This is a genomic window from Streptomyces sp. NPDC127098 (assembly GCF_042722465.1).
Classification (GTDB): domain Bacteria; phylum Actinomycetota; class Actinomycetes; order Streptomycetales; family Streptomycetaceae; genus Streptomyces; species Streptomyces millisiae.
In genome coordinates this window covers 1-8,884 of record NZ_JBHXFJ010000122.1, presented here as the reverse complement: position 1 = coordinate 8,884, position 8,884 = coordinate 1, and the positions used below count along the sequence as shown (strand labels likewise).

The 8,884-nt window shown below is 73.9% G+C and carries 7 protein-coding genes; 3 read left to right on the top strand and 4 right to left on the bottom strand.

Features of this window, described 5'->3' with window-relative positions; translation table 11 throughout:
• Together ACFWI8_RS35720 and ACFWI8_RS35715 are read left to right on the top strand one after the other, a co-directional pair.
• A partial coding sequence (locus ACFWI8_RS35720; protein ID WP_387100269.1) for a hypothetical protein occupies positions 1 to 541 on the top strand: 541 nt, incomplete at its 5' end.
• 58 nt (positions 542 to 599) lie between these two features.
• Positions 600 to 1,253 (top strand): peptidoglycan DD-metalloendopeptidase family protein, encoded by a 654-nt coding sequence (locus tag ACFWI8_RS35715; protein ID WP_387100268.1) that lies wholly within the window; start codon positions 600 to 602, stop codon positions 1,251 to 1,253.
• Positions 1,254 to 1,314: 61 nt separating this feature from the next.
• Here ACFWI8_RS35715 and ACFWI8_RS35710 read toward each other — a convergent pair whose 3' ends face one another.
• Positions 1,315 to 1,665 (bottom strand): hypothetical protein, encoded by a 351-nt coding sequence (locus ACFWI8_RS35710; RefSeq protein WP_387100265.1) that lies wholly within the window; start codon positions 1,663 to 1,665, stop codon positions 1,315 to 1,317.
• 207 nt (positions 1,666 to 1,872) lie between these two features.
• Between ACFWI8_RS35710 and ACFWI8_RS35705 the strand changes: the two genes are divergently transcribed.
• Positions 1,873 to 4,437 carry a glycoside hydrolase family 9 protein gene (locus ACFWI8_RS35705; protein ID WP_387100262.1) on the top strand — a complete coding sequence of 855 codons (2,565 nt, stop codon included), beginning with the start codon at positions 1,873 to 1,875 and terminating at the stop codon, positions 4,435 to 4,437.
• A 10-nt stretch (positions 4,438 to 4,447) separates the two neighbouring features.
• Here the strand turns inward: ACFWI8_RS35705 and ACFWI8_RS35700 are convergent, their stop codons facing one another.
• Genes ACFWI8_RS35700 through ACFWI8_RS35690 form a run of 3 tightly spaced genes read right to left on the bottom strand, consistent with a single transcriptional unit; the run spans position 4,448 to position 8,434 of the window.
• Positions 4,448 to 5,062, bottom strand: a complete 615-nt coding sequence (locus tag ACFWI8_RS35700; protein WP_387100272.1) for a response regulator — start codon at positions 5,060 to 5,062, stop codon at positions 4,448 to 4,450.
• A 50-nt stretch (positions 5,063 to 5,112) separates the two neighbouring features.
• Positions 5,113 to 6,324 carry a sensor histidine kinase gene (locus ACFWI8_RS35695; protein WP_387100260.1) on the bottom strand — a complete coding sequence of 404 codons (1,212 nt, stop codon included), beginning with the start codon at positions 6,322 to 6,324 and terminating at the stop codon, positions 5,113 to 5,115.
• 7 nt (positions 6,325 to 6,331) lie between these two features.
• On the bottom strand, positions 6,332 to 8,434 hold the full coding sequence (locus tag ACFWI8_RS35690; RefSeq protein ID WP_387100257.1) for an MMPL family transporter: 2,103 nt from the start codon (positions 8,432 to 8,434) through the stop codon (positions 6,332 to 6,334).
• Positions 8,435 to 8,884: the final 450 nt, after the last annotated feature.

The window sequence follows — 8,884 nt, the reverse complement described above, 5'->3', positions numbered from 1 at the left end:
TGTGGACGCCAGTAACCCGCACGACGGCCGGCCCCCGGAAGGGGGCCGGCCCCGCCGGCACATCCACGCCTACCGCTGGACCGGCGACCGCCGCATTTACGACCAGGAAGGCCCGCGCCGGCCCGAATCACCGGCGTTCGCCACCAACCCCTGCACGCCGATTCTGATCGCCAACTGGCTGCTACGCCCCGCACATCACATCGTCGAGACATTCCACGATGTCGACGACGCCGTCCGCTGGTTCGAGGAACAGGCGGCCCGGGCCGCCTCCGGCTTCGCCAACCCGCCGGAGCGCGAACCGGCGCGGCTCGCCGCGAAGGTGGCGCACGTCGCCGACACCCTCCGGAGGGGTGGTGATTCACACGCCGCTTGGTATCTCCAAGCAACCGGCTACACCACCCTCGACCTCATCACCTGCTCGCCCAACGGGAACAACCCCGGCCTCACCTGCCCGCAGGCGGTCGCTCAGGAACCCCTCCCGGACGGAAGACGGACTCGCGCGAGACTCTCACCCCGTTCTTGCCATGAGCCGGACAATTAGCGGGCAGAATCATCTCCCAAAGGCGCACGATCCACGCCCGATTGACATGGGGGCGACCATGCCGGCGATCAACTTCGCGCACGTGAAGTTCGGGGAACGAGACTCCTGCGTCACCGCGTTCCAGCGGGCGCTCATCGGCCGGGGCCACCGGATTCCGGCCGGGGCCACCGGGTACTACGGGGAACAGACGAAATCCGCCTGCGCCGCCTTCCAGCGGGCGCAGGGGTGGAGCGGCAGCGGCGCCGACGGCCTGCCCGGGCCGCAGACGTTCGCCCGGCTCGGCTTCACGGACAGCCGCGGCGACTCCGACTCAGGCGGTGGCTCGGGGCGGGTCTCCTCGCCGGTGCCCGGACGGTCGGTGACCTACCCGTACGGCGTCCGGAACAGCCGCTACGCCGCCGGCTTCCACACCGGCGACGACTACGCCGCGCCGACCGGCACCCCGGTGGTGGCCGTGCGGTCCGGCACCATCGCCTGGTCCAACGACAACGGCGGCGCCTACGGCAAGTGGCTCGGCCTGCGCGCCGACAACGGCCGGGACTACGTCTACTGCCACCTCTCCGCACGCGAGGTCCGCACCGGCACCCGGGTGAGCGCCGGCCAGCGGCTCGGCCGCGTCGGCGCCACCGGCAACGTCACAGGACCCCATCTGCACTTCGAGGACCGGCCGCGCGGCGGCGGCTACGGCGACGTCCGCGATCCGAAGTGGTGAGGCCGTGCGCCGCCGAACCGTGGTGAGGGAGCGCGCCGCCGAACCGTGGTGAGGCCGTGCGCTACCAGACCGTGGCGATGAAGATGTTGGCCGTGGTGAGGAGCCCGACCGTGCCGAAGACCGGCGCGGCGACCTTCTCCTCGTCACGGTTGACGTAGACCAGGCCCAGGATCACCACCAGGATCGCCAGCTTGACGGCGATCTTGACGTTGTTGACCTCCTGGTCGTCGGCCTGGTTCAGGCCGACCAGCGCGAGGCCCGTGACCAGCATGGTGAGCGCGCCGTGCAGCATGCCGGGCGCCATCCGGGCCTCGCCGGCCCGCAGCGCCTTGGTCTGCGCCAGAAAGCCACCGAGCAGCGCGGCGATGCCGATGATGTGAAGAGCGAGAAAGACGGCAATCAGGGCGTCCATGGGACGGGAGTTTAGTAATGGGTGGATGTGACCGTTCTCGGGGGGTCACGAAGGGTTGACGGGGTCACGCCACCACGCACAGGCTGTATTGATCCGCTTTTGGGAGCGCTCCCATGAGCGGGACGCAGCCATCCCCCGTCCGAAGGATCGAGAGCCGTGACCTTACTTCCTTCATCCCACCCGCCCCGCCGCCGCGGCAGACGATCGTTGAGCGTCACGCTGGCCGCCGGGCTCGCCGTCGCCGGGCTCACCTCGGTCGGCGCCGCGCCCGCCGCCGCCGAGGGGCCCGAGCTGATCGACAACGGCGACTTCGCCAGCGGCGTGATCGCCCCCTGGTGGACCACCGCCAACGCCCCCGCCTCGGTCGTGGACGGCCGACTGTGCGCGGAGGTGCCCGGCGGCACCGTCAACCCCTGGGACGTCATCGTCGGCCAGGACGGCCTGCCGCTCACCGCGGGCGAGAGCTACGAGCTGACGTTCACCGCCACCGCCACCACACCCATCACCGTCCGCACCAACGTGCAGATGAACACCGAGCCGTGGACCACCGAGCTGGCGGCACTGGACACGATCGACGGCACCGCGGAACCCGTGACCCATGTCTTCACCGCGGGTGCCGACCACGCCGCGGCCCAGCTCGTCTTCCAGATGGGCGGCAGCGCGGCGCCGTTCACTTTCTGCCTGGACGACGTGTCCCTCACCGGCGGCGCCGAGCCGCCCGTCTACGAGCCGGACACCGGCTCCCCGGTCCGCGTCAACCAGGTCGGCTACCTCACCGAGGGCCCGAAGCGCGGCACCTTCGTCACCGAGGCCACCGAGCCGTTGGCCTGGACCCTGAACGCCGCCGACGGCACGGCCGCCGCCACCGGCACCACCACGCCGCGCGGCGTCGACCCGACCTCCGGGCAGAACACGCACACCTTCGCCTTCGACGCCTTCGCCACGCCCGGCGAGGGCTACACGGTGACGATCGGCGAGGAGACGAGCGAGCCGTTCGCCATCGGCGACGACCTCTACGACACGCTCCGCACCGACGCGCTCGCGTACTTCTACCACAACCGCAGCGGCATCGAGATCGAGGCGGAGTACGTCGGCGAGGAGTACGCGCGCCCGGCCGGACACGTGGGCGTGGCCCCCAACCAGGGCGACGACGACGTGCCCTGCCAGCCCGGCGTCTGCGACTACACGCTGGACGCGGCCGGCGGCTGGTACGACGCCGGCGACCACGGCAAGTACGTGGTGAACGGCGGCATCTCCGTGGCCCAGCTGCTCTCCGCCTACGAGCGCGACGCGGCCGGGGCGCTCGGCGACGGCTCGCTCGCCATCCCCGAGCGGGACAACGACGTGCCGGACGTCCTCGACGAGGCCCGCTGGGAGCTGGAGTTCCTGCTGGCCATGCAGGTGCCGGCCGGCGAGGAGCTGGCGGGCATGGCGCACCACAAGCTGCACGACCGCGAGTGGACCGGGCTGCCGCTGCGTCCCGACCAGGACCCGCAGCCGCGTGAGCTGCACCCGCCGTCGACGGCCGCCACCCTGAACCTGGCCGCCGCCGCGGCGCAGGGCGCGCGCCTCTTCGAGCCCTACGACGCCGCCTTCGCGGACGAGCTTCTTGACGCCGCGACCACCGCCTACGCGGCGGCGCTCGCCCACCCGGACGTCTACGCCGACCCGAACGACGGCGTCGGTGGCGGCGCGTACAACGACAACGACGTGCGGGACGAGTTCTACTGGGCGGCCGCCGAGCTGTACGTGACCACCGGCGAGGACGCCTACCGGCAGGCGGTGCTCGACTCGCCGCTGCACGGCGACTCCGCCGCGGTCTTCACGGACGACGGCTTCTCCTGGGGCTGGACGGCGGCGCTCGGCGTGCTCAGCCTGGCCACGGTCGACAACGACCTGCCGGCGGGCGAGCTCGCCGAGGTGCGGGGCATGGTCACCGACGCGGCCGACCGGTACGCGGCGGACGCCGAGGACGCGGTGTACGGCCTGCCGTACGCGCCGACCGGCGGCAACTACGTGTGGGGCTCCAACAGCCAGGTGCTCAACAACATGGTGGTGCTGGCCACGGCCGCCGAGCTGACGGACGAGACGGCGTACCGGGACGCGGTGCTCACCGGCCTCGACTACCTGCTGGGCCGCAACCCGCTCAACCTCTCCTATGTGACGGGCTACGGCGAGCGGGACGTGCGCAACCAGCACCACCGTTTCTGGGCCAACCAGCTCAACGCCAACCTGCCCAACCCGCCGGCCGGTTCGCTGGCCGGCGGCCCCAACAACGCGCTCCAGGACCCGATCGCCGAGGACCTGCTCCAGGGCTGCGCCCCGGCGATGTGCTACGTCGACCACATCGAGTCGTACTCGACCAACGAGGTCACGGTGAACTGGAACGCGCCGCTGGCCTGGATCGCGTCCTACGTCGACGACCTGAGCGCGGGCGTCTCGGAGCCGGAGCCGACGACGTGCCAGGTGAGCTACGTCGCCAACCGGTGGACGGGCGGGGCGACGACGCAGGTGACGGTGCGGAACACCGGCACGGCGCCGATCTCGCCGTGGGAGCTGTCGTGGTCCTTCGCGGGCGACGAGCGGGTGACGAACGCGTGGAACACCACCCTCACCCAGAACGGCCGCTCCGTCGTGGCGCGGCCGGCGAGCTGGAACGGGACGGTGCCGGTGGGGGGTTCGGTCTCCTTCGGCTTCAACACGAGCGGCACCTCGGGCCCGAACCCGACGGCGTTCACGCTCAACGCCCGGCCCTGTAGCGCGGGCGGCTGAGCCGCCGGGCTCAGCGTCCCGGTGCGACCAGGCCCGACTCGTAGGCGACGATGACGAGTTGGGCCCGGTCGCGGGCGGCCAGCTTCCCCATGATCCGGCTGACGTGCGTCTTGGCGGTGAGTGGGGAGAGCGCGAGGGCGTCCGCGATCTCCACGTTGCTCAGGCCGCGGGCGACCAGCGTCAACACCTGGCGCTCGCGGTCCGAGAGCCGGTCCAGGGCCGGGCGCGGCCGCGCCTCGGCCAGCGCGTCGGGGACGCGCAGCGCGCGGGCGATGAGGCGGGCGGTGGGTCCTGGCGAGAGCAGCGCCTCGCCCGCCGCGACCGTGCGGACGGCGTCCAGCAGGTCGGCGGGGCGGGTGTCCTTGACCAGGAAGCCGGACGCCCCGGCGCGCAGCGCCTCCACCACGTGCTCGTCCGTGTCGTAGGTCGTCAGCACGAGCACCCGCACGCCCGCCAGGTCCTCCTCGGCGGCGATGCGGCGGGTGGCCTCGATGCCGTCCAGGTCCGGCATCCGGATGTCCATCACCACCAGGTCGGCCCGGGTCGTGTGGGCCAGTTGCACGGCCTCGCGGCCGGTGCCGGCCTGGCCGACGACGGACATGCCGGGGGTGGCGTCGATCAGCATCGCGAACGCCGCCCGCACCAGGGTCTGGTCGTCGGCGAGCAGCACGCGGATCACGGGCTCTGCTGGCACTCGGTCTCCTCCAGGGGCAGGCGGGCGGTGACGGCGAAGCCGGGCGCGTCCCGGCGGGCGGCGGCGCGCAGGGTGCCGCCGATGCTGCGGGCCCGTTCCCGCATGCCGGTGAGGCCGAAGCCTGGCTCGCCGCCGGCCGGCGCGGCGGGGCCGTCGTCCACCACGTCGATGCGCAGCTCCCCGCCCGCGCGGCGCAGGGTGACGCGCACGGACACCTCGGGCCCGGCGTGCCGGACGGCGTTGGTCAGCGCCTCCTGCACGATGCGGTAGGCCGCCGCGCCGACCACGGGCGGCACGGGTTCCGCCGCGGCGTCGACGGTCAACGCCACCGTGGCGCCTGCGGCTTCGGCCGCCGCGGCCAGGTCGGGAAGACCACTGAGGCCGGGCGGCGGGCCACTGCTCTCCGGGCCGTCGCCGCGCAACACCCGCAGGGTGGTGCGCAGTTCGGCGCGGGCCTCGCGGCAGGTGTCGGAGATGCCGTCCAACTCGCCGGCCAGCGCGGGCCGGTCCAGCCGGCCGGGGTCGGTGCCGAGGAGGTGGGCGGCGACGGAGGCGCGGACGCCGATCAGCGTGATGCTGTGCGCCAGCAGGTCGTGCAGGTCGCGGGCGATGCGCAGCCGCTCCTCGGCGACGCGGCGCGCGGCCTCCTCCTCCCGGGTGCGTTCGGCCCGTTCGGCGCGTCCGCGCATCGCGGCGAGGTACTCGCGGTTCAGCCGGAACGCCTCGCCGAGGACGAGAACGGCGAGGATCCATCCCGAGGTGCGCAGCGTCTCCAGGCCCGTCTCGTTGCCCGAGAGCGTCCACACGACGAGGACGAGGACGACGACCGCCCCGGAGACCAGCACCGTCCGCAGGTGCGGCCCGGCCAGCGCGACGGTGAAGAGGGCGAGCGCGGTGACCGGGAACGGCGCGAGGTGGGTGTAGTTCAGGGCGTGGTAGGGCGCGTCGAAGCAGAGGTGGGCGATCAGCACGCCCATCGGCCAGCGGCGGCGCCAGACCAGCGGCACCGCGAGGCCGACCATCAACAGCAGGCCGGCCGGGTCGAGTTCCCGGCCGTCCGGCCGGATCACCTCGGCGGCGGCCAGGCTGACCAGGAACGCGAGCAGGGCCAGCCCGGCGTCCGGGCGGAGGCCCCGGGCGTCGCCCGGGGCCTCGGCGGTCCGCAGCAGGGGCGGGAGGCGCGGCACGGTCACCGGCCCATCATCGGGTACGGCTGTTCGAAGGAGCGCGGCGGGAGAGCGCCCCCGGCCACCACACGCGGCGGCCGAGCAGCCAGGCCGCGGCGGTGACGACGTAGGTGCGAACGAGGAAGGTGTCGAGCAGCACGCCGACCGCGACGACGAACCCGATCTGCACCAGGTTCACCACGGGCAGCGAGGCCAGCACGGCGAACGTCGCGGCCAGCACCACCCCGGCGGAGGCGATCACGCCGCCGGTGGTGCGCAGCGCGGCCAGCGCCGCCTGCCGGGTGTCGAGCCCGGCCAGGTTCTCCTCCCGCATCCGGTGCACCAGGAAGATGCCGTAGTCCACGCCGAGCGCGACGCAGAAGACGAAGGTGAGCAGCACCACCGAGGGGTCGGTGCCGGCCAGGCCGAGGAGCGGCCCGAAGACGAGACCACCGATGCCGAGGGCCGCGCCCCAGGAGGCGGCGACGGCGGCCAGCAGGATCGCCGGGGCGACGAGGGCACGCAGCAGGGCGGCGAGGACGAGGAAGACCAGCACGAGGACGAGGGGGATGACGAGCGTCCGGTCGCGGGCGTTGGTGTCGGCCAGGTCGAGCTGCTGCGCGGAGGCCCCGCCGACCAGCGCCTCGGCGCCCGCGACCCGGTCCAGCCGCTCGCGCAGCGCCTCGATGGTGGCGAACTCCGCGTCGGACTCGGGTCGGTCGGTGGCGTACACGTCGATCTCGGTCCAGCCGTTCCCCGCACGGCCGGCCTCGGCCGCGGCGACGCCCGGCGTCGCGGCGGCCGCCGCGACCACCTCGGCGGCGTGGTCGGTGCGCGCCAGGACGGTGAGGGGCTGGGTGGCGCGGTCGGGGTAGGCGTCGGCGAGGCGGTCCATGGCGGCGACCGACTCGGGGGTGTCGACGAACGAGTCCGCGTTCCTCAGCGTCCCCGGCAGGTTGAGCGTGCCGAGGGCGAGGGCACCCATCAGCACCACGCCGCCGGTGAGGATGGCCACCGGGCGGCGGCTGACCGAGGTGCCGAGGCGCGCGAAGACGGAGCGCCCACGGCCCTCGCCGCCGAAGGCGGGGATCAGCGGCCAGAAGACGCGGCGGCCGCACACCACGAGCAGCGCCGGCAGCAGGGTGAGCATCACGGCCAGCGCCAGCAGCACGCCGACGGCCCCGACCGGGCCCAGGCCGCTGCTGCTGTTGAGGTCGGCGGCGAGCAGGCAGACCAGGCCGGCGGCGACGGTGCCCGCCGACGCCAGCAGGGCGGGCGCGCAGCCGCGCAGCGCGCGGGCCATGGCCGCCGAGGGCAGCTCGTGGCGGCGGAGCTCCTCGCGGTAGCGGGCCACCAGCAGCAGGGCGTAGTCGGTGCCGGCGCCGAAGAGCAGGACGGTCATGACGGACCGGCTCATGGTGGTGACGGTGAGGTCGAAGACCTGGACGAGCGCGTAGACGCAGGCGAGGGAGGTCACGGCGGCCACGCCGACGGACAGCAGCGGCAGCAGCCACAGGACGGGGCTGCGGTAGGTGACGATCAGCAGCACCGCGACGATGGCGACGGTGACGAGCATCAGGGTCGTGTCGACGGACTCGAAGACCTGCTCCGCGTCGTGCTGGAGGGCGCCCGCGCCGCCGACCTCGACGGTCAGCCCGGCCGGCAGGTCGGCGGCGACCCGCTCCCGGACGTCGGTGACGGCGGCCGACACCTCCTCGTCGCCCGCCAGCGCGCCGATGACGAACGGGACCATGGCGGTGGCGCCGTCCCCGGACGGTATGACCTCGGGCGCCCCCTCGGTGATGAGCGGGTACTCCTCGGCGACCCCGGCGGCCCGCTCCTCGGCCAGGGCGCGGTCCGCCTCGGTGAGGCCGCCGTCCCGGTGGTAGACGACCACCAGCTCGGTGCCCTCGCCGCCGGGCAGCTCGTCCTGGACCCTGACCACCTGGGTGGAGTCGGCGCTCTCCGGCAGGTAGTCGACGTTCTCGTCCCGCTGTACGTCGGCGAGCCGCCCGACGAACGGCACGGCGACGGCCACGACCACGATCCACAGGGCGATCACCGCCCACGGCAGGACGCGGCGCCGCGGCGGGGATCCTGGCGGCGCCTGGGGAGGGCTCATGGTCACGGCCGGCATCGATGACTCCTTGCTCGCGTCACGGAAGGTCGAGATCCAGCCTTCCGCCGCGCCGGCGCCGTTTCGTCGCCTCCCGGAACGAGACGACCGATGCTCCCCCGGACGACCGGACCGGCCTGTTACTCCCCCGGGAGTACGCCACCGGTGCCTGGGCGCTCCGCGCCGGGCTACCCCCCATCCACCCGCCCCTTCACGCGCTACGCGCGGGCGGGGCCTGCGACGGCCCGGTTCGGTGCCCGGGCGCTGCGCGCCGGTTGCACCCCACCCACCCGCCCTTTTTCGCGCTGCGCGCGGGGGGCCTGACCGCGCTGCGCGCGGTACAAGGCCCGGCAGGGCCGAGGGCCCGCGGCGGCCACGCCGCCGGGCCACCCGGCCCCTGCCGCGCGAGGCCACCCTCCCCCAGCTAACGCTGGGAGGTGCCCCCAGGGGCGGGTGGGTGGGCGCGGCACG

Coding starts and splice junctions, on each gene's coding strand:
- ACFWI8_RS35715 (WP_387100268.1), top strand. CDS start 600: ATGCCGGCGATCAACTTCGCGCACGTGAAGTTCGGGGAACGAGACTCC.
- ACFWI8_RS35710 (WP_387100265.1), bottom strand. CDS start 1,665: ATGGACGCCCTGATTGCCGTCTTTCTCGCTCTTCACATCATCGGCATC.
- ACFWI8_RS35700 (WP_387100272.1), bottom strand. CDS start 5,062: ATGCTGATCGACGCCACCCCCGGCATGTCCGTCGTCGGCCAGGCCGGC.
- ACFWI8_RS35690 (WP_387100257.1), bottom strand. CDS start 8,434: ATGCCGGCCGTGACCATGAGCCCTCCCCAGGCGCCGCCAGGATCCCCG.